21 protein-coding genes and 4 pseudogenes are annotated in these 25,374 nt (G+C 35.0%); 10 read left to right on the top strand and 15 right to left on the bottom strand.

Annotated elements, in window-relative coordinates; all coding sequences use genetic code 11:
• Nucleotides 1–309 precede the first annotated feature (309 nt).
• Nucleotides 310–849 (top strand): helix-turn-helix domain-containing protein, encoded by a 540-nt coding sequence (locus ACJTDF_RS01155; RefSeq protein WP_407965785.1) that lies wholly within the window; start codon nt 310–312, stop codon nt 847–849.
• A 229-nt stretch (nt 850–1,078) separates the two neighbouring features.
• Here the strand turns inward: ACJTDF_RS01155 and ACJTDF_RS01150 are convergent, their stop codons facing one another.
• The 5 genes from ACJTDF_RS01150 to ACJTDF_RS01130 form a co-directional block, all read right to left on the bottom strand.
• Nucleotides 1,079–1,312, bottom strand: a complete 234-nt coding sequence (locus ACJTDF_RS01150) for a PfkB family carbohydrate kinase (RefSeq protein WP_407965784.1) — start codon at nt 1,310–1,312, stop codon at nt 1,079–1,081.
• A gap of 475 nt (nt 1,313–1,787) precedes the next feature.
• On the bottom strand, nt 1,788–2,012 hold the full coding sequence (locus tag ACJTDF_RS01145; protein WP_407965783.1) for an ArdC-like ssDNA-binding domain-containing protein: 225 nt from the start codon (nt 2,010–2,012) through the stop codon (nt 1,788–1,790).
• 3 nt (nt 2,013–2,015) lie between these two features.
• Nucleotides 2,016–2,255 (bottom strand): hypothetical protein, encoded by a 240-nt coding sequence (locus ACJTDF_RS01140; RefSeq protein ID WP_407965782.1) that lies wholly within the window; start codon nt 2,253–2,255, stop codon nt 2,016–2,018.
• A gap of 82 nt (nt 2,256–2,337) precedes the next feature.
• Nucleotides 2,338–2,610 carry a S26 family signal peptidase gene (locus ACJTDF_RS01135; protein ID WP_407965781.1) on the bottom strand — a complete coding sequence of 91 codons (273 nt, stop codon included), beginning with the start codon at nt 2,608–2,610 and terminating at the stop codon, nt 2,338–2,340.
• A 355-nt stretch (nt 2,611–2,965) separates the two neighbouring features.
• Nucleotides 2,966–5,833 carry an autotransporter outer membrane beta-barrel domain-containing protein gene (locus ACJTDF_RS01130; RefSeq protein ID WP_407965780.1) on the bottom strand — a complete coding sequence of 956 codons (2,868 nt, stop codon included), beginning with the start codon at nt 5,831–5,833 and terminating at the stop codon, nt 2,966–2,968.
• A 1,821-nt stretch (nt 5,834–7,654) separates the two neighbouring features.
• On the opposite strand from ACJTDF_RS01130, the gene ACJTDF_RS01125 reads away from it, so the two are divergent.
• From ACJTDF_RS01125 to ACJTDF_RS01115, 3 genes are read left to right on the top strand one after another with little or no spacing between them, the layout of a single operon-like run.
• Complete coding sequence (locus ACJTDF_RS01125; protein WP_407965779.1) at nt 7,655–8,395, top strand: creatininase family protein; 741 nt, start codon at nt 7,655–7,657, stop codon at nt 8,393–8,395.
• Nucleotides 8,396–8,409: 14 nt separating this feature from the next.
• Nucleotides 8,410–9,444 carry a CobW family GTP-binding protein gene (locus ACJTDF_RS01120; protein ID WP_407965778.1) on the top strand — a complete coding sequence of 345 codons (1,035 nt, stop codon included), beginning with the start codon at nt 8,410–8,412 and terminating at the stop codon, nt 9,442–9,444.
• A 10-nt stretch (nt 9,445–9,454) separates the two neighbouring features.
• Entirely contained in the window at nt 9,455–10,426 is a 972-nt protein-coding gene (locus ACJTDF_RS01115; RefSeq protein WP_407965777.1) for a WD40 repeat domain-containing protein, read from the top strand.
• Nucleotides 10,427–10,656: 230 nt separating this feature from the next.
• Here the strand turns inward: ACJTDF_RS01115 and ACJTDF_RS01110 are convergent, their stop codons facing one another.
• From ACJTDF_RS01110 to ACJTDF_RS01080, 7 genes and pseudogenes are all read right to left on the bottom strand, one after another.
• A complete protein-coding gene (locus tag ACJTDF_RS01110) occupies nt 10,657–11,517 on the bottom strand; it encodes a phytoene/squalene synthase family protein (RefSeq protein WP_407965776.1) in 861 nt (286 codons plus the stop codon).
• A 343-nt stretch (nt 11,518–11,860) separates the two neighbouring features.
• A pseudogene (locus ACJTDF_RS01105) lies at nt 11,861–12,048 on the bottom strand (hypothetical protein).
• Nucleotides 12,049–12,216: 168 nt separating this feature from the next.
• Nucleotides 12,217–12,944 (bottom strand): annotated as a pseudogene (locus ACJTDF_RS01100) (type ISP restriction/modification enzyme); the annotation flags it as partial.
• Nucleotides 12,940–13,649 (bottom strand): annotated as a pseudogene (locus tag ACJTDF_RS01095) (DEAD/DEAH box helicase family protein); the annotation flags it as partial. The pseudogenes ACJTDF_RS01095 and ACJTDF_RS01100, both read right to left, overlap by 5 nt.
• A 130-nt stretch (nt 13,650–13,779) precedes the next feature.
• On the bottom strand, nt 13,780–14,121 hold the full coding sequence (locus ACJTDF_RS01090; protein WP_407965775.1) for a hypothetical protein: 342 nt from the start codon (nt 14,119–14,121) through the stop codon (nt 13,780–13,782).
• 430 nt (nt 14,122–14,551) lie between these two features.
• Nucleotides 14,552–14,692, bottom strand: coding sequence for a hypothetical protein (locus tag ACJTDF_RS01085; RefSeq protein ID WP_407965774.1), 141 nt, complete (start codon nt 14,690–14,692; stop codon nt 14,552–14,554).
• Nucleotides 14,693–15,150: 458 nt separating this feature from the next.
• A complete protein-coding gene (locus ACJTDF_RS01080) occupies nt 15,151–15,336 on the bottom strand; it encodes a hypothetical protein (RefSeq protein WP_407965773.1) in 186 nt (61 codons plus the stop codon).
• Nucleotides 15,337–16,375: 1,039 nt separating this feature from the next.
• Here ACJTDF_RS01080 and ACJTDF_RS01075 point away from each other — a divergent pair.
• From ACJTDF_RS01075 to ACJTDF_RS01050, 6 genes are all read left to right on the top strand, one after another.
• Entirely contained in the window at nt 16,376–17,566 is a 1,191-nt protein-coding gene (locus ACJTDF_RS01075; RefSeq protein WP_407965772.1) for a multidrug effflux MFS transporter, read from the top strand.
• Between the two features lie 203 nt (nt 17,567–17,769).
• Nucleotides 17,770–18,537 carry a hypothetical protein gene (locus tag ACJTDF_RS01070; RefSeq protein ID WP_407965771.1) on the top strand — a complete coding sequence of 256 codons (768 nt, stop codon included), beginning with the start codon at nt 17,770–17,772 and terminating at the stop codon, nt 18,535–18,537.
• 226 nt (nt 18,538–18,763) lie between these two features.
• Nucleotides 18,764–19,255, top strand: a complete 492-nt coding sequence (locus ACJTDF_RS01065; RefSeq protein WP_407965770.1) for a hypothetical protein — start codon at nt 18,764–18,766, stop codon at nt 19,253–19,255.
• A complete protein-coding gene (locus tag ACJTDF_RS01060) occupies nt 19,252–21,426 on the top strand; it encodes an isocitrate/isopropylmalate family dehydrogenase (protein ID WP_407965769.1) in 2,175 nt (724 codons plus the stop codon). The genes ACJTDF_RS01065 and ACJTDF_RS01060 overlap by 4 nt, the downstream gene beginning before the upstream one ends.
• Nucleotides 21,423–22,100, top strand: coding sequence for an RraA family protein (locus ACJTDF_RS01055; protein ID WP_407965768.1), 678 nt, complete (start codon nt 21,423–21,425; stop codon nt 22,098–22,100). The genes ACJTDF_RS01060 and ACJTDF_RS01055 overlap by 4 nt, the downstream gene beginning before the upstream one ends.
• Nucleotides 22,097–22,981 carry a DUF6282 family protein gene (locus ACJTDF_RS01050; RefSeq protein ID WP_407965767.1) on the top strand — a complete coding sequence of 295 codons (885 nt, stop codon included), beginning with the start codon at nt 22,097–22,099 and terminating at the stop codon, nt 22,979–22,981. The genes ACJTDF_RS01055 and ACJTDF_RS01050 overlap by 4 nt, the downstream gene beginning before the upstream one ends.
• Nucleotides 22,982–23,103: 122 nt before the next feature.
• Here the strand turns inward: ACJTDF_RS01050 and ACJTDF_RS01045 are convergent.
• The 3 genes and pseudogenes from ACJTDF_RS01045 to yajC all read right to left on the bottom strand — a co-directional run.
• A pseudogene (locus ACJTDF_RS01045) lies at nt 23,104–23,724 on the bottom strand (phage terminase large subunit); the annotation flags it as partial.
• A 137-nt stretch (nt 23,725–23,861) separates the two neighbouring features.
• Nucleotides 23,862–24,248: an Mth938-like domain-containing protein gene (locus tag ACJTDF_RS01040; protein WP_407965766.1), complete on the bottom strand. Its 387-nt coding sequence runs from the start codon at nt 24,246–24,248 to the stop codon at nt 23,862–23,864.
• 430 nt (nt 24,249–24,678) lie between these two features.
• The gene (yajC, locus tag ACJTDF_RS01035) at nt 24,679–25,137 is read right to left on the bottom strand and encodes a preprotein translocase subunit YajC (protein ID WP_407965765.1); all 459 of its coding nucleotides are present in this window, start codon (nt 25,135–25,137) and stop codon (nt 24,679–24,681) included.
• Between the last annotated feature and the right edge of the window lie 237 nt (nt 25,138–25,374).

The raw sequence follows: 25,374 nt of genomic DNA, 5'->3' as shown, positions 1-25,374 counted from the left end.
TCGAAGTATTGCATCCATTAAGATGCAAAATAAAATGCATAATGCATATAGAAAAAGTTATATGAAATCTTTTTAAGAAAAAACAAGAGAAAATTTGAAAAATTTATTTTTTTCAAGATAAATTATAGAATACCAATAAAAATATACGGTTTTTTTTAAAATTTTTACTAAAAAAATTAAAAAAATAAGAGGACTAAAATTATAAATGTTGACTACAAATGTTATTATAAAGTAATGATACTCTAGTACATTGTGTGCCTTTATGGACAAAAACCCACACCATAATGATTTATTTGAGGGAGATAATTTATGGCGCGTCCTGAAACAGAAGCGAAAACTATATTTGGAAAACGTTTACGTCATATACGTATTGCCTTAGGTGACCCGCCACGTGAAACATTAGCCAAACAGTTTAATATGACAAAAAACTCTATCGCTTTTTATGAGCGTGGAGAAAGAGAACCTAATCTCAGTGTATTACAAACATATCGTATGTTGTATGGAGTCAATATCAATTGGCTTTTAACTGGGCGAGGTAAAATGTTCGATACGGAATATACTAAAGGGGAATTTGACTGGGAATATTTCATTAAAAAGATTGAAGGGCTTGAGGATATCCTCTTAAATAGTGCTCATAGTGATGAGCCGAATCAAGAGAAAATTGAAAGCTCTTATGAGAAATTACAACAATACTTACTATCACAAGGTATCACTAACGGCCTAAATCCTAAAGCAGCAACTTCCCTTGTTAATATGAAAGCAAAGCTCGCTAACTCTTATGCTCTTAGTTTATTTATCGATTTACTTATTCGAAGCATAGCACACAAAGAAACGCTTTCTAAGCAATAGCTTTTATATGATAAAAATACGTAAATCTTATTATCAGGTAATAAGGCACTTTTAATCTTTATTATCTGGTAAAATTAGCTTATTTTATGGCATCTGTTGATAATTATGTAAAAAAATTACGTGTGATAATTCTATCAAAAAATTGCAACCTTAAATTTATTAGCGTAGAAATAAAAAACTTTATCCTATGTATTAGATTTGTACTACACTTTGATTTTGAAGAAGAGTATTAACTTCTTCCCACAATGGGGAATGGAATCAAGTGCTCTTTTTTTGTAATTGCCAAAGCAGCGCATGTAGCAGCTAAACGGATACTTTCTGCAAAAGACATATCTATTGTTGAACCAAAAACCAAATCATCATTACAGCTATCGTCAGCTGTAACAGTATCAACTGTCTTCACCTGAAAAGGAGGAATAAAATCGGCTATATTTTTGTGAAAAATAGGCTCCTTTTTTCCCATAAAAACATCACTAATCCATACTCTAAAAATACTTTACCGCTAAATGAGCTGCTTTTATATCCACCGAATAAATACTTGTTAATTTCTCGGTGTCCGTTTCATCAGGTGTCATAATGTCATAATATGAGCTAAATGATAAAGTTTTTGAGGAAGTCAGATCCAGGTACTAGATCTAATAATATAATATTCCAACATCACACCCAACTTAGCTGCAGCCAATATTATATATCCATTAGAATTTCTAGTTACATCATCAAAGTCTCAGAATAACAAATGCTTCTCTTACCTGCTCAATATATTCTAACTTATAGCCATATTAGATTCCTCTACAATAATAATTGTATTTTCTCCATTTTCGGATTAATATGCAACCTTCTCAAATCAAGAGAAGTTCTTTCAAGGTACTAATAATCAAACGTTCCCAGAATATCATTACCAACCCAGCCAGTAAACCTGACAGCAAGATCTAATTTACTCACCATAACTGCTTTTGATTGGCTACCGCCTCTCCTACTCCTACAGAAAATTTTTTACATGAAGTTTCTCCCCTATATCGATTACCAGTTCTGGGATTCATTGGCATATAGCCGCCACCCATCGCTGCTCTCCATGATACTTGCCAAGGGGCCGTACCAATTTTAATTTGTTCAATCAGTTGTTTAGCGACAAGTTCTGTAAATAATTCTTTTTTATCAATCATGTCTTATCTTTCTCCACTATCGCAAACAACAGCATCCACTAGATCTATAGCGCCATCAAGCGCATCTTCCTCAGACAATGTATCCTCAAAAAATGCACCAAGCCGCTCTGCTTCTTCTGGATCAAATTCAACTTTTAACCCTGGTATCATAAGTGCTCTCAACTTCTCGTTCAGCACTTCATCAGCATATTTTTGCTCATTAGAAATCGTTTCATCAAAATTGATATTGTTGTGTTTTATCATGGTGTTTCCCCTTCGGTTAATATCGTCATTCTGACGACAATTGGTTTTCGAACGATAAAAGTTTCACATGTAAATCCCATTTTTACCAAGTAATGATTGGACGAATGACAGTCTTAATTTGAGAGCAATTGATTGGACCAAAGTAGCGACCATCAAAAGAAATATCGCTAATATCCGACATGAGAAGAAACTCACAATTACCTAGTGTATAGTTATCGGCTTGATAACGTGGCAACGATCTGCCATTCGTATCTATGGAGCGCAGCTTGCTATGCAGCAAAAGATTGCCGTTAACAAGGATACCATCTGGCATGATAGTTATAATATCTCCTTTAGAAGCCTCAACTTTCTTCATCATGTAACCATAACCACCAAGACAAAAACCACCTGTGATATACCCTCTTTAAGAGAAAAGCAGAAAACTAGCATATAATATCAATGTTAACACTACTAAAACAGTAATAGAAGGTGTAGGCATATACAAATTTCTTTACATTATTTTTCTAGAAAATTCTCTATTAGAAGCAATATGCACCACAACTTTAGCTCCATTAATAGAACGACAAAAAGTAAGTAATAATAAGAATGTTAGCATAATTAGCTACTGAAATTAAACTACGCATAGAATCGGACCCTCTGTAAATTCCGCTAAAAAACTTAACGAAACTGACAAACAGTTGTTCAAAACAAAACAGACTAATTTTAAAGGACTAAAATTGATAGCGTACACCGCCAGAAATGCTTGTACCAGAAAAGCCAGCTTTGGTTAATTTATGTTTGTATAACAAATCGCCATGCAGTGCTATAGTATTAGATAATTGGGCATGAACACCCATACCTGTTTCAACTGTAGAACCAAATGCACCTAACTGAAAAGCATCTTTAAAATATACTATCCGCTTCTTTTCATAACTATGTGCAAGATGAAGTTTGCCATAAAAGGAAACGACACGTGCCTTTTCAAAAGAAGTAACAGCCTTTGTTAAAGAACCACCAACGCGTGCTATCAATTGATCATGCTTCCCTAGCTCAATATCAAACCGATCAATATCACGAGCTTTATCAAACATGATAGACTGATAAATAACTTGAAGCTGCGGCTCAATAATAAAACCATTATAGCCTGTGATAATAGCCTGACCTCCCATCAAAGAGGTACTCAAAAGTCTCCCTTGTAATGCTGCCGTTTTACCTCGAGCAAGGGTTATAACATCACCCTTTAAAAGATCGTAAGAGAGAAATCCATTCACATAAAAGCCTGCATCATGCTGTAAATGAGCATAAAGCTTGCCCGACCATTTGTTAAAAACACTCTTTTGACTTTGTTTAACAGCAAGAGGCTGAAGAGAGAGCCTACCATACGTCCCCATCATTCCAAAAGACAAAGCACTCTGTTTATTCTCTAATGTCTTTAAGACAACACCTGCTGTCATACTATTATAGTCAAGATCAGCTCCATACCCATGTTCAAAAACAGACAAATTTGAAGTATAGCGATGATTACTCCCATAACCGCGTATAAAAAAGCTTGTCTTTCTATTGTTATCAGCTTCATTGGAAGCATTGTGTATAATTTCCAAAAGTTCGTGTTGATTGCTCATATCTACCACACCTGCGTGAAATAAAGCGTGAGGTAAGAGCAAATAACTTGGTAGTTGTGGCACAACTGCTGGCACTCTTGGACCTGGTTCTGGCGCTGGTGGCATTGGCGCCGGCGCTGGTGATGGTGGTAATGGTTCCGGTTTTGCTGGCACTGGTTTGGGCGCTGGGGTTGGCGGTGAAATATATTCACGCTGTAGACGATAATCCCAAAAATTACTTCCCTCACTATTAACTAACCTTTGCTCAGGATTAGCCTGACCACGAGAAGAACCTGGACCATAAGCAAAAAGACCATACCTATAAGGTGAACCATCGATTGTAATATAATCGCCATTCAGCTTGAAGGAATATTCTTGTGCTGTACCGGAAACCTGAATAAGCGAAATACCCTGAGTATTCCCGTTCTTCCCTATAGCACCTTTCGAACTTCCATTTTGACCAGTAACATAAACAGTGGTCGTACCAGATACATTGCCATGGATCAAAACTCTATCAGTTTTCTGACTATCAAGCGAACCATCAGGGTTCAAACTTGTGTTTAAATGGATCTGCGCATTATCCTTTGCAATATAAACATTGCCTCCTCCTTTCCCAATGTGAAGTGTTTTATAATTATAGGCTTCATTAGACTTTAATTTTTTAAAATTAATGGAACTGTTATCAAGACCGAGTACTGAAATATACAAATTGTTTGAATCTAAATTTCGAGAATTTTTCTGTTTTTTTTGTGTCAAAAACCACATAGAATTACCGCTTAAATAAAGTTCAGCAGTAGAGCTAGCATCAACATAACTACCCCCTGTCAATAAAGAATTATCAGCTAAGACAAGTACAGAGGATTTCTTTTCAGCCATTAATAATAAATGATCAGCACTAATAGAACTATTGAATAAGCTAATATTACCTCCTGCTGTACCGGCACTATAAATAGCTGGACCTCCTGCAACAGTCAGTTTCGTATTTTTTAAATTAACAAGTCGCACTGCAAATTTAATGTCTGTAATATCTAAATTTTTCTTACCCTCTTCGACTACACCTATTGCATTGTTTTCTGCCTCTATTGTATTACCTGCTGCATTCTCTCCTTTAAAATATATACCATAGAATTCATCTCCTTTTATCTCAATAGTTGTTCCTTCTATATTGGCTTTCGTCATGTCAATATTACTTTTATCGCTTTGTAAATCTTCACCCAATGAATTCAAAGAAATGGAATTAGAAGTAGCAACTGTATTGTCCATTAATAGGCCATAAGCGCCAATAACGTTAATATTGCCATTCTTAAAATCAAGATCACCACCATGATCTATATAAAAAACAGCGTAATTTTTTTGTTCTTTTATCGCACCTGTTCCGGTAATATATGTACCATCGAACGTAACTTTCCCTGCCAGCGCCGCATAAACCGCATTACTGTTTGTAAAATTAATTACCCCACCATTTTTAACTTCAACACTTGCCCCTCCCATACTCACAAGACTTGCTTTCCCCTCTTTCGTCTCAATCTGTGGATTGACTAAAATAACATTCGTTGGTCTCCCCAACGCCTGAACAGCTATGTTGCTTTCTTTAATTGTACCATTATACATTCCAATTATTCCATTGCTCACATTAAGAGCTACATGTGTATTACTCACAACCGAGTGCGTTAAAACGACTTTTCCTTCTTTTAATACATCGACACCATATATATTATTTTTAATGTTCTCAGCCTTTTTAGGCATTTTATCTACACCACCAAGCGTTATATTTGTCCCATTAATATCTACACCTTTTCCCTCTGCTATTATTGTCTGAAAATTCTTATTGTTGACTATTTTTTCCTCACCATTACTACATTTATAAATTGACGTAGGACCTACCTTATTTTCATCACACTCAGATGATTGATTAGGTTTTGATTTCACATTATCTTGAAAAAAACAAAAAATAGCTGCTGTAAAGAGATATAAATAACTATTAAATACTTTGATCATAATTCATTTCACACTTTCTCCCCTGCATTTAAATATGAAAAGCACCCACTTAAAATGAGAAATACAAAACTAAGTAAATCTTACATAATTTAATACATTTTGTGTTTTATGTAAAGATAGGTAAATTAGAATTGATAAAACACTCCATGCAAAGATCTCTCCCTAGAAAAGCCTGCTTTAGTAAATTTATGCTGATATACTAGCTTACTATGAAATACTATATTGATAGATCATTGGACCAAATATTTAAAAATACTTCTATTATTGAAGTGAAACCTCTCAACTAGAACGCATCTTAAAATGCACAACCCATCTTGTTGCATCACTATGTGCATAATGAAATTTTCTATAAAAAGAAACAGCATGCACCTCTTTGATCATTGTAAAAGCTTTTGTCAAATGGTAACCAAGAGGCTAATATAACCTACAACTGCGTTTCAAAAATAAAACCATCACAGATCATCATAAAATTTATTCTCATTAAAGAAGCACTCACACAGTTACCTTTTAATATTGCTTTTTATCACCCCTTTAAACTTCATATTCCTCTTAAACAAATCATAGGAAAAAGTTCATTCATATAAAAGTGCATGCTACAGGATAGCACACATTATTCCTGATCACTTTTAAAAGTACTGTTTTGGCTTTTTTCATATCCTAAGATTAAAGAAGTAATTTGTCACAAATTCCTAGTCTCGCAAAGGATATGATATACAAATTATGTGTCACTCTCTAACGTATTTAATACAATATCTGTTATTATAGCATTACAGTTAGAATCAGCTTCATCCCCATATTCAAAGATAAGATAGATTTGAAGCATAGCAATACTTCCGACTATAACTAAATATGAAAAACTTGTCTTCTCATTTTCTCATAATTACTAGTAATATGTAGAAAAATATATTCACTCTGAAAACGATAATTCCAAACATCCTTATTAAATCTATTTTCTCACTTCTCATTATTTCCCAACAATCTTTGTGCACCATCTGTTTATTTTAGATAAATTTTAAACTATAAGAATAAAGTGTATATTTATAAGATGTTTTCTTGTTACCAAAATCCATGTTGAGCTATTTTCAAATGAAAATTTACTGTAACTCTATTTAAAATAGCAGCACTTTTAAACGTAAATTAATCAACCTTAACTTTCACAATACAAATCTCATCTTTTAACAAAAATTATCAGATAAAATTTTATTATTCAATGTCTTATACAGTTTCTCTCATCTTAATCATAAAGTATAAATATAAACAATAACCACATTATGCAATAACTACGAAATTATCTTTGATAATCAATAAATTCAAATTCATATAAAAGTTTATTTTCAATACTTTATATAATTTATTTCATCTTAATTATAAAGTACAATATAAACAACAGCCACATTATTCAATAACTGCGAAAATTATCTTTTAAATTAATCAATTCTACTTGTGCTTCATTCTACTTTTTTAGCTTTTCTATTTCGATTATAAAATCATCCTCATTATTTAAACAAAAATAATCAATTTTTGTAAGATACAAAGAAATTTCTGTCTTTCAAATATATAAATACGCATTACTTTTAGAAGCATAATTATATCCAGAACATTTGATACTCATTAGAATTAATTACTCTAAAAAACAATGAACTCATCTAAATAATTCATAACACCACTTCCAATAAAGTTTTGATTTTACTTCATACATATTTCGATACAAAAAACACTCTATATTTGCGTTTCTTCTATATATGGACTAAAGTTGAAGAAAATTACTTACATCATATTGTATCATGTGAATCTATTTACTTCTTTTTTGGCAATGAATTTATGGTATCCGATATCCCTACCCTCGCCCTTTTACCTCTGGGTGCACATGAGTATCATGGCAATCACCTTCCCTTTGAAACAGACTGGATTATTGCTGAATCTTTTGCAAAAGCACTTACCTTAGCAACAAAAGAGCAATTTCAAATTACACTCTTACCAGTTGAAAAAATTGGTTATTCAGTAGAACATATGGATGTTATTGGAACACAAACATTGACCTTTTCTAAGGCTATAGAGCGCTGGATCCACATTGGTGAAAATTGTTATCATAAAGGCATCAGACGTTTTCTTATCCTCAATGCTCATGGAGGTAATGCGCCTTTAATGAACATCGTTATTACAGAATTAAGAAGACGTTTTGCAATGCTTGCAGTGGCTACAAGTTGGAGTCGTTTCGGTTTACCAGAAGGCTTAATGGAACCATCTCAGACACATCTTGACATCCATGGCGGATTTATTGAAACCTCCTTAATGCTATATTTAGCACCAGAAAAAGTACATATGGAGAAAACAGAAAATTTTCATAATAAGCAAGCTGAGATGATTCAAAATTATCGATATTTACGAGCCTATGGACCTCATGCTTTTGGATGGATGATGCGTGATCTTAATGAGAAAGGAGCAGCCGGAAATGCAAGCCAAGCAACAGCACAAGCAGGTGAAGCAATCTTTTCCCATGTTCTCCGAGAGCTTCGCGCTTTACTTGATGATATCAAGAAATTTAAAATAGATTCATTATAATGAAAGATATAATTATGGAAAAAATACACAATTCTCCCCTCAAAATTCCTGTTACAGTCCTAACAGGATATCTTGGATCGGGAAAAACTACTCTTCTCAATCGTATTTTAAATGAAAATCATAACAAACGTTATGCAATTATTGTCAATGAATTTGGTGAGATTGGTATCGATAATGATCTGATTGTTGAATCAGAAGAAGAAATTTATGAAATGAATAATGGTTGTGTTTGCTGTACAGTACGTGGCGATCTTATCCGCGTTTTGGAAAGTCTAATGCAACGTTCTAACCGATTTGATGCTATTATTATAGAAACAACAGGAATTGCTGACCCTACTCCAGTGGCACAAACTTTTTTTATGGACGATACTATACGTGAAAAAACAGCCCTTGACAGTGTTATTACGTTAATTGATGCAAAACATCTACCTCTTCAACTGAAAGAAAGCCCTGAAGCAGAAGATCAAATCGCCTTCGCCGATATAATTTTGCTCAATAAAATCGATCTTGTTAGTGCAGAAGAACGAGCACATATTGAATCGCTCATTTATGCCATTAATTCTAATGCCATTATTTATGCAACAGAACGTGCAAACATTCCTCTTAATAAAATTCTTAATCGTGGTTCATTTGACTTACAACGAGTTCTAGAAAATGATCCTCATTTTCTTAATCATGAAAATCCCGATCATGTGTGTAGTCCCGAATGTAATCATGAACATCATCATAGGCACAACCATAAATCTCTTATACATGATATTACGATAACCTCTATAAGTTTAAAAACAGGTGCTCTTCAACAAGAGAAGTTTTTCTCATGGCTTCAAAAAGTTACCCAAGAACAAGGTCCTAATATTTTACGCTTAAAAGGTATTATCGCGTTTCACGGAGATGATAATCGTTACGTTATCCAAGGTATACATATGCTTCTCGAAGGACAGCATCAACGCCCGTGGCATCAAAATGAAAAACGTGAAAGCCGACTTGTTTTTATTGGTCGTTCTCTTGATGCTGAAAAATTAAAAACTGATTTTGAAAATTGCATATAAGCGAGTCAAAATGCCAAGTGTTATCCCTTATAATCTCAAAAGTTATTGTTTATCTTGTGGTTTTATTAACGATAAACCAGCTTTTGTTTCAGTAGAAGGTTTGATTGTTTTTCTTCAACAAAGTCCACAAATCATTGAAGTGCATAAAGGCATAATTTCAAGCTACTTTTCTCCTGATAAGACAGCTATTATAACAGGTGGAGAAGATGGGAAAGTATGTAAAACAACAGCAGATGGTCGCGTAGAAATATTAGGCATACAAAAAGGCAAATGGATAAACAGTGTTTCTTTTGGCCCACATAATGTATTTGCTTTTGCATCTTCCCGTCTCATGCTAGCTAATATTGGTAAAGGTTTACAAGAGTTTTGCCACAAATACAGTGTAGAAGGTTTAGCTTTCGCTCCAAAGGGATTACGACTTGCAGTTGCACACTATAATGGTGTTACTCTTCATTGGTTGTTGACTCAAACAGTACCAACCACATTAGAATGGAAAGGAGCACACTGTGATGTTATTTTCTCACCAGATAATCATTATGTAATTTCTACAATGCAAGAGAATGCCTTACATGGTTGGCGTCTTGCAGACAAACAACATTTACGTATGAGTGGCTATCCAAGCAAAGTTAAAAGCTGGTCTTGGAGCACAAAAGGAAAATGGTTAGCAACATCAGGTGCATCAGCTGCAATCATTTGGCCCTTTCATACGAAAGATGGTCCAATAGGTAAAGCACCGCTAGAACTTGGCATACGAGCAAATGCGCTTGTTAGCGTAGTTTCATGTCATCCAAGCAAAGAAATTGTAGCTATAGGCTTTAATGATGGAATAATTTCTTGTGTACATTTTAGTGATGGAAAAGAAATATTTCTTAAACTCTGTAGCAAGAGCGCTATTTCAACGCTCAGTTGGGATAAAACAGGTCATTACCTTGCCTTTGGCAGTGAAAATGGTGAATGCGGCATCATAAATATGACCACTTAAAAATATAACAATAAATTATTCTTATGCTTTAAAATTGATCATGTTCTCTCCTGCAATATTTGCTCTAGGCAAAATCGTTGTAATCAAGTGATTGCCGATACACCAAATTACTATCAAAGGCTATATTAGAAAATAATTGAACATAAACAACAGCCCTTCTTCCATTATTTAATACAATCACGAATTAGCTATAAAATATACTTAAAATGCTAAATAGCTCAAAATTCTTATTAAAATAATTGCGGAAAATTACCACTAATCGCTGTTTTTGTTATCAACCAATAGCGATGAAGCAATAATGAAGTTGCATTTTCCCGAAAAACTTTTGCTCCCAACTGTACTATTTTTTGCAAAGATGCCGGCGTAACTGCCAGCGGGAGAAATGCTGGTTTAAGCGTTTTAGGCAAAATAACAGAATGCCCATAAAACTTAAGATAGTAATCTCGCGATAACGCTACCATAGCCTCAATGATCCGCTGTTTTTGTTCATCATTAATGCAATCACAATCTAGCTCTTTCCGACTTATCCCCAAAGACTCTAACATATCATTAGGAAAATAACATTGATATCGTGATTGCATCAATGGCAAAAGACGTAATATGCCACTTAATGCTTGCGCTATTCCCCCATATTTACAAGCATCTGTAAAATTTGGTGCCACATCAAAATCTAATATCTGACAAGACAGCTGCAATATTGTACTTGCTGTTTTACTACAATAAGTTTCAAGATCGTGAGTAGTTATTATTGGATTATTGTAAAGATCAAAAATACGTGCATCACAATAATGCAAAAAAGCTGTTTTGGATAACTTAAACAAAGTAATTGTTTTTAATAAATCATTTAAAATCGGATTACTCTCAATATTTTGTCTTTCATCATTAGCAATAGAATCGCGCCACCAACGTAATCGTATCTCACCAATAAGAGGATCACGCACACTTTCGCGAATACGAGCAACCTCTGCATTAAAAGCGTAAAGAGCAGCTAATGCTCGGCGTTTTTGTTTGGGTGCAAATAAAACTGATATATAACGATCACGATCTGTATTACGTAAAATATCAAGACAATAAGGAAGAAAATTTGTCATTCTACTGCACCTATTAATACTTTTTATCGTGCCTAAGATATTGTTTTTATTATATTCTAAATTAGTAATTCTAAAATAAATATTAGGAAATAGGATTTCATACTTTCCTTTATAATGCACTAAAAATCAAAACTTATTTTCAAGGTGATTTTGGGTTTGTGTCAAGTATCAAAAGCACCGAGGTTTTTCCCTTTGTAATTCGATCTTTTGTGCACCTTTCCACCCACATACATGAGCGCCTTGTTTGTTGTGCTTTAAGATTTTCCTTGCCAAATTTGGACTGATGAGCATGAAGTCGTTTCTATCCAAATATATTGGAGACAAACCAATATAGGAAGCGTATTCATTTATCACGCACCCACTGAGCAAGATCAGAACGCACATCGGCATCACTTTTCTTATTAACTTCATTTTCTATTTCCAGCCGTGTTATTGCTCTCTTGACGATGCTGTTTGTTTTTGCCGTTCAGTCTTCTTACCCAAACAAAAAGCCTTAACTACGGCTACAAAAAAAGCGGTTAAAACCGCCATCACCACCACAAAATATCTTTTTCCTCACAAGATCATAAACATTGCTCTCGTAAACGCTTAGCAATAAAAACTAACCCCAGGGCAGGACGAAAAACCATAATCGTTGCTAAAACCTCATTGCACAGGGCCACTCGCGTTCATTTTGAATTCTTATCCTCTTGTGTTGTTTTACCGCACAATGGATAATTTGACGTTTTTAGTTTCTCTTAATTCCATTTTGGGAGGTTTTTAACAATCTTCATAGTTTCTAAACTTACTGTAATAATCCTTTGAAACAATTCTAAGGGATAAGCAGGGTTGCCAATGGTGTCAACAGCGTAGCAATTGGCATCATTAGTCAAACCACTCGCTTTATCAGTTTTGACAACCTGCCGCCTCATAACCCATTCAAGAGCTGGTCTACCATTTACAACATAATCATAGGCTTCAAGAGGGATATCTGTCATGATGATATTGCTGTTGTAAATAACTGTAGACTTGTCTTTTTCTTTATCCGCTTTTGCAAACTTCATTTCTGTAACGTAATAAAACTTCTCAGGGTTAGTGATATCTGTAAGTTTAGGATCACCTTTTTTAAAGGTAACAGGATAAGGCTCTACAGTTTCATAATTTACGTGCAAATTGCCTAATTTACTCCCTGCTGTTACAAACATCCGAAAATCTTCAACACTTTTTACGCAAGGGATGCGAGGGAGCTCTTTAGAGAGGTTATCAGCGTAACGAGCACGGTAATCTTCTGAATGTAACAATCCATAAACATAATAGAATAGATCATCTTTCGTTATGGTTTCATGAGGATAAGCAGCTTTAAAATGGGCTAATCTTTCATCCGTAATGGCATCACGCCTTTGCAAACCAGCTGTTTCGCTTTCTTCTATAATATTTGTAAATAAATGTTGGAAAACCATACTTTTTTTGAGCATCAGCCACAACCTGAATGGATTGATAGGTTGCAAACACAACGGTCATTTTATCTGCTACAACATTACTTGCACGTTCGGCAAGTTTAGCAGCATCGGTTGTTACTGGAAACGCAAGATCAAACACATCAATTTCAGCAATATCATCACTCCTTTTACGACGCTTTCCCACTTGTGTATCTGAACAGACAGCAAAGGATCGTAATCCGATTTCTGCATCGGTTGTCCATTCACGTATTGCCTGTGACATTAACGCAAGGGAAGGAATAAGAAACAAGACAAACTTTCCTTTACCCGCCAAATCCTCAGCGATTTTAAGACTGGTAAAGGTTTTCCTCGTTCCACAGGCCATGATAAGCTTGCCACGATCTGCTTCAGTAAGTCCAGCACGCACACAATGTAATGCATCGCGTTGATGTGGACGCAATTTCTTTTTATCCTCCAGCACAACTTTGCCGTTGGCTGCAAAAGTTTCCCAATGGATTGGACTTTGTTGTGTATCGGCAAGACCAATGCGTATAATAAGCCCAATCTGTAAAGCTTTGAACCTTTTCATATTGTTCAAGCTGGAGAGGATCATATCTCAGATAAGCAAGTGCAAAACGCTCAAAATACGTCCCTTTGTCTCGTTCGGTACGCGCTTCATCACGATATGTCTTGTAAAAGCGATTGTAACATCATGATCCCACCCCATTATAAGCATTTTTAGTTATTGAATTTAAACAAAGTCGTCAATGCTCACTACCTAAAGGATTTTAAACGGCTCCATTTCCTCATTCTCTACAATGAAATATTTTCTAAGCAAGAATAATCAAAACTTCTTGCTAGATAAAGGTGCATCCCGCAAGATAAGCTTATACATACCGGTTTCAGAGGCTTGGACATCTGTGACAATGAAGTATTCTTGAGAGGCATCTTCAGTGTTTTCAGGAGAGATGATCACAACGCTATCTTGAGGTTTTGGTGGTAAGCCTCCAATATCATTGATACAAAGATCAAGTTCCTTTCTTGGAATTGTGGTAGGGATTCTGCCACCAGCATCCGATTCTGAATGTTTGATGCCGTAAATCGCTGTGATACGAAAAGATTGCTGGTTGTCCTTTCGCGTGTAGATGATGGGCTGCCCAAAAGTGTTGCGCACATCTTTAACCATTTGATTTAGCAGCCTGTTAAAGCCCTGCTAACAATTCCCCAAGTCGCGAAAAAGAGGCTATAATAGAAGCAAGAACTTCTTCTGTTAAAAGCCCTGTGAAATACAGCTGTAAACCCTCTATTTCTTTAAATAATTGAGACAATTTTCAGTGATTTTTCACGCCATCGTTCAATTCCATTCTATAAATAAACTTTGATCAATACGGTACCATCTCCACTACCCCCAGTTACCGCCAAGAAAATTATTATCACCATGAAAAAGTTCAGTATTTTCACCGTCAAATACACCTTTTTGATAAGGTTGAATTGAGGTTTCATCAAAAGCTATATTAAATTGGTCAACTTTTGTTTCTCATGACACCATAATCACCATCAGCTATCTTTCCTTTTCCAATTTGCACTGAATTCTTGCCAAGAAACTTTTTCCTTTTTTACGTATGTACCACAACCACCAATGCCACCCTTGCCAACAGAACTGCTAAACCCAGCATTGCTACTACCCCACTCCATATCTCAAATTCTGTCTCATCAGTGACAGCTTCTAGCCAAGGGATATCAACGCTTTCTGTCATAAAAATTTCAACCGGTTTTCTCTTTTCATTAGAATGATAGCTTCCATTGCTGTCACTATTGCTGTTTCTTCTATTTGCTTGAATCGAAGTGAGAAGATTAATAAGTATATTCTCTGTTTTTATACCATTAATCCAATTTTGTTGTTCAAGAGCTTAAATGAAATAAACTGTTTCTTGCACTTACCAGCTATCTTTTGCGCTTGATCGGCAATCTCTTGCGCGCTATTCGTGTCAGCTTGTGCATTATGCGCTGCTATTTCTTTTGCATCGTTGATACCCTTTGTATATCGTCAATCTTTGCGATCTGTATGTGCTCTTCAACTGTTAATATAAATGCTTGTCTCCCTCTCGCATATTGTCCATATCAAAAGCATCTTTTGCGACTTTTTGGGGATCATAGACTGACTTTGACATCACAAGAGACTTGGATAATGAAAAGTAATAGAAAATGCGTTTGACTACAAATTGTTAGAATCATACATAGAAACCTTCATATCACCAATCTCTAAAAAAGACGGTTTTACCGAACTAACTCCCGATAAGAGAATCTCTTCACTCGGAAATCCATTTGTTTTAATATCATAAATTGTGGCTTTAACCTTTGTAAGCAAGTGCCCCAACATCTCTCTTGGAAACGACATCATCCGCCTTTTTTCCTTGAACCGCTGTTGCAAGATATTCTACCGAATAAGCTGCTGAGCTCCCCACTGAAATAGGAGCAAAACGCCTTACTGTTTAAAAGGCCTTTTTTGAATTCTGCTTTTGTTGCTGGTTCAATCGTAAATGCGTGCGTATGATGGAGAATAGGCATGGCATGCAATTCCTTAATAAATTCATTGGTAAGATTCTGTGGAAGGGAGACGCTGCAAGTGCAATTCATCAATAATTTTTTCAAAGTTTCTAGGAATTCATCTGCCGCTTTTAATACTCTATCAAAGACTTAAAAGATCATGCTGAACATCATTTTAATAAGATCAGTGCTCTTATTAATGATGCATAAATCATTCTATTACTGGTAAAAAAAACGCGGATTTGCTCCGCCTCAGCAATATCATCATAGCATATGGATTATTAAGCATTCGAAGATTTCATGATTTTATGGCATAAATAACAGTTGCATTAATAGGAAATGTTTCTGTCTCACCTTTTGAAGAAAAACTAACTTTATGCGTATGGGAATCAGATGAGTTCGTCGTTCCTGCTTTATAGAGTTGCTTCTGTTAAAATTACAATTTTTATTTTTTTGGCATTTTCCTGTTAACATATTGATAAAAAAACACAGTATTTTTGCTTCACTCGATTATTCTTAGCTGTTCGTGCTAAAGTTCTCACTCCATCCACTAATGTTCGCATGGGTAGTGCTTTCCTGTGCTTAATCAGATTTCGGTTCTGTTACTGTAACTCCCCTTCTTATTGCTATGAAAAATATTTTAATTTTACTGCTTCTCTTCTAGGGCCTCTACTCTTGCTCATTTTAATTAAATGCTTATATGCAATTTTTTACAAATATAAAAACCTAAAGCTTTAAAAAAATCTATATTTGTAAAAAAATTGTAGTAAAAATAATAGAGGCTTATAAAATATGCACATATTTTTTTGATAAAGTATACTAAATGTTATAATTATACTTGCATAATGTCTAATTATATTTATTATACCTATCGGGTTAAAGGGGGAGGAGATATGTATTATAAGCCTACACCATTGTTTATGGTAATTATAATATGTTTATCAGTAGGTGGCTTAATTTCTACTGATATTTTCTTGCCAGCGCTTGGAGATATGCGTCAATACTACCAAGTCACAGAATCTCGAATTCAACATGCAGTGGCAATTTTTTTATCTGCATTAGCTGTTGGACAACTCATTTATGGACCTCTTAGTGATAATTTTGGACGTAAAAAAACACTTCTGTTTGGCTTGTTTTTATGGCTGTTTGCGACATTGGGTATAATTTATACAGTCAATATTCAAGCTTTTTTAACATTACGCTTTTTACAAGGTCTTGGAGCCTGTGCAGGGATTGTTTTAAGTCGCGCTATTATTAACGATTTAATGGACAAAGAAGCCGCAGGAAAGTTTTATTTGGTTATTTTCCCTTTTGTCGGAACATCACCAGCACTTGCACCATTAATTGGCCAGCTTTTATTACAATTTTTTAATTGGCAATCCATTTTTATCTTTTTAAGCCTTTTTATACTTTTATCCATTTTCCTCTGTCACTTTGTATTAACAGAAACTCTCCCTCTTACAAAACGTCAATCTTTTACTTCTGTGGGAATTATTAAGAGCAGCTTGAGAGTCCTTAGAAATAAACAATTTATTTTTTATGCATTGATTCCATGTTTTGCATATGCAACCTACTTTGCTTATATCGTAGAATCTCCTTTTTTCCTTACAAAATTAGGTTTATCAACTTTACACATTGGTTATAGCTACATTGGCGTTTCTTTAACCTATGTCTTAGGTAATTTGGTAGCGCGAAACTTTCTTAAGCGAGAATCTATGGAACGCACTATTCGGCGTGGATATGTTACTTTTGTTATGGGCGGTATATTATTTGCTATACAAATGTATGTAAGTCCGTGGCCGCTTCTAACAAGTTTAATAGCCATTTCTATTCTTACTTTTGGCAATGGTTTTTTGTTGCCATTAGGAACAGCATTGGCCATTTCATCACATCCACAAGCTGCTGGAGCAGCATCTGGAGTTATGGGAGCATTACAATTAGGCAGTGCCGCATTAAGTGCAATAATTATCGGAACAATATCTGGTCATAATCCATGGAGTTTTGCCATCTTATTGGCTACATGCTGCATAGTGGGTTTTGTAATTTATAGTCGAAAAGCAAATTATTTTATAACTTTGAAGTAAATTATATAATCAATTAGGGGAGGAATTATGGTTAAAAATCTTGATGTTACTTTACGAGATGGTGGTTATAGAAATCAATTTTCTTTTTCACTAGATTACATCATTAACCATGTTAAAATCTAACAGAAGCTCAAATTGAATATATTGAAATTGGTTATCGTAAGGGTGCATTTAAGCCTATAGATAACATAGGCCAAACAGGATTGTGCTCTAATGATTATATTCAAGCATTACGCAATGCTGTTCCTGATGCTAAACTTGTTATTATCGCACATCCACATAATATCAATCAATCAAATATTCTTGAGTTAAAGACTTTTGGAATTACACTTTTACGATTATGTCTAAATAAAAATGACATTGAGTCTACATTTGCACTTTGCCGCTATGCTCGTTCTTTAGGGATATCTACCAGTATCAATATTACGAGAGTGAGCGAAGTAGATGAAAACTATTTACGTAATATAGCAATAGAAGCGGTTAATTGTGGAGCGAACATTTTATATTTGGCTGATTCTAATGGAAGCCTCTTACCCGAGAATGTCACCCAACTCGTACAAAAAATAAAAGATATTTCACCTTTAGAGATTGGTTTTCATGCGCACGATAATTTAGGTATGGCTATGACAAATAGCATAACAGCTGTAGAAGCAGGCGCAAGTTTTATTGATAGTTCATTAATGGGAATGGGTAAAGGAGCAGGAAATCTCACTTTAGAGTCATGGTTAGCACTTTTAAATTTTCATAAAAAGGAAGCATATTATAATATAGGTAAAGTTTTGCAACAGACAGAAAATCTAAAAAGCTATTCCTTTTTTTCACCTGTATATCGCAGCACTGTTGATTTTCTTTTAGCCCTCAGTAATTTAAACTTTGAATACCAATCTTTGCTAGAGACTAAAATTCCTTTAGGTATAGAAGAGGCGCTGGTTACTATTCAAGCCTTAAAACAAAAAGCTCAGGAGATCTAAATAATATGAGCTTACATAGTGTTATTCTTGCGCCTGTAATGCCAGTCTGGGACAAAGGAACTTTTTGTTCTCCACTTAAAAACCTATTTTTAGAAAAAAATTTAAGGTTACGCTATTAGATACGTTATCTCTTTTTTCTAGTAGCTCTACGGCAGTAGTTATTCCTTCACTTACAGCAGAATTCAAGGATCGTTTTCAGGATCCTTTTATACTTGTAGGATTTGCTATGGCTGGGACATTAGTCCAAATGTTAGCTGCACAACTTCCAAATATACAAGCTGTGCTCGCTGTGAGTGCACCTGGTTATCCAGATGCTCTTTTGCAAAAACGACTTGGATATATTCTTACTGTACTGGAAGATGGTGATTTATCAAAAGCTTTGGAAATATTAGATGCTCTTGTTCAGCCTGTTGGATCAATAAAAAAAAGAATTCAGATAGAAATTCCTGCTCACCAAAAAGACATAGCTATTGAACGTATGAAAAGAGGATTTCGACTCCTTTTAGAAATGGATGCAAGGCATGAAATTGTTAAATATGGTGGAAAGTTTTTATCTTTAGTTGGTGAGAAATCACAACTTGCAACCATAGATAACCAAACACGAAGTTACAACCTCAATCATGAATATAAGATTATCCCTGGTGCTGGTATGCGTCCATGGGATGATAATTTTTTTGTGACACATACAATCGTTAATCAATGGATCAATAAATTATGAAAAAGAAAGTTCTTGTATTACCTGGTGATGGGGTAGGTGCAGAAGTCTGTGATGCTGCAATGATGATTTTAGAGCAACTTCAGCTACCGATCGAATTAACCTATGGAGATATTGGTTGGGAATGCTGGAAACAAGAAGGAGATCCTGTTCCGAAAACAACTTGGGAAAAAATTGCCGAAAGTGATGCTGTTTTACTTGGAGCCATCACTAGTAAAGGAAAAGAAGCCGCCTTAAAAGAGCTTGCACCGCATTTAAAAGAGAAAAAACCTGTATACGTTTCACCTGTTATTCAGCTTCGTCAAAAGTTAGGTCTTTTTGCGAATATACGTCCTGTAAGATATATTGTTGGTCCGAGAAAGCCTTTTCATTTTTGTGTTATTAGAGAGAATAGTGAAGGTCTTTATGCAGGATTAGATTTTCGCGGAATAACTCCTGAGAAAGCCGCATGGTTAAAACATCCTAATTTAGAAAGATATAGTCTTGATGAAGCAGCATGGACGGTACGTCTACAAACACGTTTTGGTTTAGAGCGGCTATTTAAATATGCTTTTTCTTATGCACGGAAACATGGTTTTAAGCGAGTTACTTTTGCTGATAAGCCAAATGTTATGCGAGAAAGTGGCCAATTTGCTCAGGAAATTTTTGAAAACATTGCTCAAAATTATCCAGAAATCGAAGCAGACATTCACAATGTTGATGCGGTTGCTTTATGGATTGTAACAAAACCAGAATATTTTGGTGTGATTGTTGCTGAAAATATGTTTGGCGATATTCTCTCCGATCTTGCTGCTGGAGTGATGGGGGGATTAGGGCTTGCTCCTAGCGCAAATGTGGGCAATAAGACTGCTTATTTTGAACCTGTTCATGGAAGCGCTCCACGTATTGCTGGACAGAATAAAGCCAATCCTTCTGCCATGCTTTATACTACAGCTTTACTTTTGGACCATTTAGGCTTTCAAGAGGCAGCACAACAACTATCTGAAAGCATTGATCAAGTTATTCGTGCTGGAAAAACCGTCACCTATGATTTGGGAGGTTTAGCTACTACTCATCAGATGGCTAAAGCTGTTCTTAATTATCTTGTAAACCCTATTTCTGTTTGTCATGCAGCAATTATTACTGTTGGTGATGAACTCCTTTCAGGACAATATTTGAATACGAATTTGCAGAATTTGAGTCAAAGTTTGGAAAGAAAAAATATTCAAGTAACCCGTCATTTTGTTTGTGCTGATCAATTACAGCAAATAAGTGAAACTGTAATTTCTTGTCTTGGACAAGAAGATCTCATAATTATCAGTGGAGGACTGGGACCAACATCTGATGATAAAACACGTGATGCCATTGCTCAAGCTGTGAAGAAACCTTTAGTTCATCATGAAAATGTTTGGCAAAAAATAAAAGGTCAACTGCAACAACTAGGTATTGCTCCAGATACTAATAATGCACGTCAAGCTTTGTTTCCTGAAACAGCAAAAGTGCTTGATAATCCTACTGGAACAGCACCTGGTTTTTACCTTTCCTGTGATGGAAGTTTTCTTATTGTTTTGCCTGGTCCGCCTACACAAGCTCTTATGCTTTTAGAAGACTATTTAAATCATAATGAGAAGGAGTATTCTCCTGTATCGCGTCCTCAATATGTGTGGACTTTGATTGGAATTGATGAAAGTACAATTGCGAACTGGGTTGATTGTCATTTCGTCAATGAACCATTTGAACGACATTTCTTATGGAAAAGTCCTTATGTTCTGGTACAATTAATTGGTCAGTCCTCAGTCCCTTTAGCGCAACATTTAATTGAAAAATTTGAAAGTCATTTTTGTTCATATCTGGTCGGCGCAGAGATAACTACCGCTCGTGAACAGTTAGCGATGCATATAGAAGTTCATTGGTCAGCAAATGATCCACTACTTTTAAAATATTTTCAGTCCATAGAAAAGAATACAAGCAATGTTCCACAGATTGAGGCTGAAGTTAACTTATCACCTTCCTTAGAAACATTAAAAAAGCAAAAGGAAAGCCTCGGACATGCTACAATGACTGTACGAATAAAAGGCTATGGTGATGATTGTATAACTTTTCCTTATACACGACCGCTTTTAGAGGTGGTTTTACCAGAATACGGGGCTTGGTTAATTTTAAAAAGATATTTGTACCAGGAGAATAGTAAATGATTCCTAATGAGAATATAGAAATACTCAAAAAACGATTATTAGCATTAGATACAGCAGCTGTTTCTGATGCTCTAGATAGTTTATATTTACAAGCGGCTTTACCTAACATTAAACCACGCCTAAACAATATAAAAATAGCTGGACCTGTGTTTACAGTACAATATGAAAAATTTACGCCTCAAAATCAGCAATTTGCGAATGCTGGTAATTATATTGATGATGTACCTGCGGGATCTATTATAGTGATTGATAACAATGGACGATTAGATTGTACCAGTTGGGGAAATATTTTGACTCATAAGGCACTACAACAAAAAATTGTAGGAACTATTATTCATGGTTCTGCTCGTGATATTGCTGAAATTAGAGCTCTAAATTATCCTCTCTTTACAACAAACATTTATATGGTTTCTGGTAAAAATCGTACACGCGTACGAGCTGTGCAAGTGCCTTTAATAATTGAGGGAATAAAAATTATTCCCGGAGATTGGGTTTTTGCTGACGATAATGGTGTATTAATTCTTCCTAGCTCAAAGTTATCTGAAATTATTAAACGCGCTGAAAATGTTGATAAAACAGAAGCGCGTATTTTGGCTGCACTCAAGGATGGAAAACGGCTTGAAAATATAAGGATACAAGAAGGCTATGAAGCACCTTGGAAGGAAAAATTGTGAGTGAATATTTTACACAGTTCTGGCGTAAGAAATTAAATTTTTTAGATATTCATTATCACGCACGTCCAGATTTATTTAATAGAACCTATTCTGCTTATGAAGCAGCACAAATTTATGCTAAACACAAAGGTGGAGTTATTTTAAAAAATCATTTAGGCAGTACAGCTGCACTTGCCACAGCTTTACAAGAACAAAATTTACCTGTTTTTGGCTCTATTGTTCTTAATTACGCCTCAGGTGGTTTAAATATACTTTCGGTTAAACGTGCTTTAGCGCACTATAAGTTTGCTTCACAACCCAAATTACTTGTACATTTGCCTACCATTGTACCAACATCTCATCGTAGCCGGCTCAAACGAAATTTTTCTAATGATTATGCCGCTTTTCTTGCTCAACAACCAACAGCTATCACCTGTGATAAAGGACTTCTAAAATTAGAGATTTATGAGCTCATAGCTTTTGCTGCTGACAATGAGATTGTTCTCTCTTCAGGACATGCTTCTAAAGATGCAACTTTACGTTTATTAGATGCAGTAGCGAAAAAAGAGAACTGTACGCTCCTTTTAAATCAACCAGCTAATCCAATGACAGGTTTTTCTGCTGCACAATTACAAGCATTGGGAGAACATGATTGGCTTTATATAGAACAATGCGCTCTAACTTTTTATTTAGGATACCAAACAAAAGAGGACATGCTTTACGTGTTATCTAAAATTAATAATGTGATTTACAGTTCAGATCTTGGACAATTGGGGGGAACTGATATTCCAACATGGCTAAAAGACAGTGCAAATTGGTTTCAGGAAGCAAATCTCTCTCTTTCCAAAGTGCAAACAATAACGCTTGATAATCCTTTAAAAATGCTGGCACCAACTGGTTAGTGAATAAGACCTATACTGTAATGAGATTTAACTCAATAATTATAAAAATTTCAAAAAGACTATAATAATACAAATTTACGAAATGATAAAGTGCAGTAAACTATAGCTAACATCTCCCTTTAATAATAAGCTCCATGAACGGCTTTTAAATAGCCACCTTGCCAAATATGCTTATAAAGCTCGGAGTGTTTCCTAAGATCATCAAGTCGTGCCTCATTCAATATCTGCAGAAACTTCGAATTGTCTGACCAATTGATCACAACACGCTTAATGACTTTATTGTCTGAAAAGCGAAAGCGCCTTTCAACCGGTGCATTGTCGCTTAAGGGAGTTTATGCCACCCATAATTCTGTTCCCCATAACTCTGCACGCCATCCCTCGCCTTCTTCACATAAAGTCAGTATAAGGTTCTGCCAAGCCTTCTCAGTCACCGGTTTCCCTCATCAACCCAACAAAGGAAAAATCGCCCCATCGGATTTAATACTGGCTATATCCCGGTCTAGTCCTGAAAACTGAAAGGCTATACGGCTTATCTTTCGACCTAATCGAAGCCTCTACAGCCTTATAATAATTCTTTTAAAAATTATAGAATTCAATAGCGCGCTCAATTTCCTCCAAAGAACTCTCAGCAAGTGAATTTTGAAATTGACGCGCACAAAGGATAGTGCCTGATATTACTCCATACCAAATTGATAGCCTTTTAAAACAACTATCCAAGCAAAGAACCTTGTTTTGCAAGCCCCCTATCCACCTTTATGCTACTCTTACTAAAGCATCCTCTAAAAAATCGACATAAGCTTTGGTACAATCTTAAATAGAAACAATAATCACGCAATTCTCTCATTTTTTAATTAAAATATTGATTTTATTAAATAATATATCAATCTATTGCAAATAATAACGCAGCAACTGAACGATCTTCAGCCAATAAAACATTAAATGTACGTACCGCAGCTCCCGTACTCATTGTATCTGTCGAAATATGCTTTTCCCATAAAAGACACCGCAATTTTTCGGGTAAACTCAACAATTCGAGTCCAGTACCTATCAATAAAATCTCAATGTCATTTGCTTCTTCTAAAATACGAGAAATATTATCCTGTGTAGGAAGAGGCTCCGCCATGTCAATACCATAAATACCTGATGGTAAACAAATAATAGAACCTTTATGAGACATATCTGCGAAACGAAATCCCCCATTCCCATAAGCATCAATAGGCGCTCGTCCTGGAAAATGTGCTTCACGAATTTGAATTGCATATGACATAATAGGCATCCTTCATTTTTGGAAACCCAATTACATTTTCTCTCCTAAATTAGTAAGAGGAAATAATAAAAACTAACCAGCGCAGATCATAACACATTATCAAAGGCGCGTAAAATCTTTAATAACAAAATTACCACAATAAAAAAGAGAATAGTGTCCTAAGCAGTATTGCAAATAATATCAAAAAGTTTGCAATAAAATGTAACGAATACCCATATCATAGACAGAGAAAATCATCCCAATCTGTTTTCTTCAAAAAACTTGATTATACACAGCAAGCACATTGAGTAATAAAATAATTTCTATAAAAATAAACAGAAATCCAATGCGATTTATCAATTATCAATCTACTTATAAAATATAATGGCCCTTATACAAAAAGCCATTACGTACCCATAAAAGTAACTCTTCAAATAATCATATAAAATAACTATGTTTTTGGTTTATTTTTCTTTTGTATTAATTTTTTTACTTTAGTAGAAGAAACACTTTTCTTCATTTCAGCCTTATTTTCAGAAGTTTTTGATGCTTTTATCTTAGCGCTAGGTTTTGATTTTTCTTCCGATAGTGGTTCGCCTTTAACGCGAACATCGGCCAATGTTGAACGAATAACACGAATACGTATACCTTCACTAATTTCAACTTCTAACTCACCACTTTCATCATAAACTTTTGTAACCTTACCAAGAACACCTCCACCCGTGATAACTGTATCTCCACGACGCACAGCATTAAGCATTTCCTGCCTCTTTTTCATTTGCGCGCGCTGTGGGCGAATGATCAAAAAATACATAATTGCAAAAATTAAAATGAAAGGGACAAAGGTAATAAATGATATTCCATTCGAAGTATCACTTATAGCCTGAGCGTAAGCGTTAGTAACCAACATTTTTATCTCCTATAGATTAAACTTCAAGTATCTCTCACTTTATTAAAATAAATTTTTGCCTCAGAAGAAGAATCCAGTGAACAAAAATTTTAAAAAACAGATTTTATTTCGTTTTTCTATATATCATGTAAATATCAGCTTTTCTCTAAATTAAGTAGCAGAATACTTAAGAACTTATTATTCCAAATACAGAAATCATTTCATTTTTTGTATATTTTTACTGACTTTCATAATTGT

It is taken from the genome of Bartonella bennetti (assembly GCF_045945445.1).
In the GTDB taxonomy this organism is placed as follows: domain Bacteria; phylum Pseudomonadota; class Alphaproteobacteria; order Rhizobiales; family Rhizobiaceae; genus Bartonella.
This window is presented reverse-complemented; position numbering and strand designations above follow the sequence as displayed.